Source organism: Kosakonia quasisacchari (genome assembly GCF_004331415.1).
GTDB classification, from domain to species: domain Bacteria; phylum Pseudomonadota; class Gammaproteobacteria; order Enterobacterales; family Enterobacteriaceae; genus Kosakonia; species Kosakonia quasisacchari.
Genome location: NZ_SJOP01000068.1, coordinates 1 through 752 on the forward strand (window position 1 = coordinate 1; position 752 = coordinate 752).

At 61.4% G+C, this 752-nt stretch carries 1 pseudogene; it reads right to left on the bottom strand.

The window, feature by feature from the left end:
- Positions 1-752 (bottom strand): annotated as a pseudogene (locus tag E0L21_RS24695) (RHS repeat protein); the annotation flags it as partial.

Consider the following 752-nt stretch of genomic DNA (forward strand, 5'->3'; position numbering starts at 1 on the left):
CCGTTACCGTGCTCCTCGCGCAGCTTCTGCCCGGCGGCGGAGTATGTCAGGGATTTGACTATGACCTGCTCTGAACCGCCGCTGACTGTCAGCCAGCTGCCCTTCAGCAGACCCGCCACATCAAACGCCACGCGCTGAATATTGCCTTTCGCATCAAGCGTGGTCAGGACATTTCCAGCAGCGTCCACTGTGCTGCGAGTGGTAAACACCTCGCCTGCCAGCAGGTCGTTCCACGCCGAGGCATCTGCGCCCTGCCAGTCGGCCAGTACATCATCCGGCAGCAGCTGGCGGGTGACGGAAAGCGGCACGCCATTCAGGGAAATACTGGTGGTATTTACCAGACCTGCCGGGTCGTAATGGCTGACCAGCTGACCGGCGAGATTGTGGCTCTGTTCACCCGCTGAAACGCTACCCCAGATAAACCGCTCCGTGATGCGCGCGCTGTCGCCGTCAACCTGCTCAGTGATGCCCAGCAGCCGCCCCGGCAGAGCTGCCTCTTCATACTGAAAAGTGCGGGTGACGGTGGCGCTGCGGTCATTACCGGTGCCGATATTGCTGACCTGCAAAAAAGCCCGTCCTGCTGCGTCGTTCAGGGCAACGGATGTGCCGGCATCGGCACTCTGTGTGCGCAGCGGCGTACCGTTCAGGTCGTGGAGATAACTGAAATTCGCCAGCCCGGCGGCATACAGACGCGGGTCGGCGCTTTGTGACGGCAGACCGCGCGCATCAAACTGATGATGCGTGATGCGCTC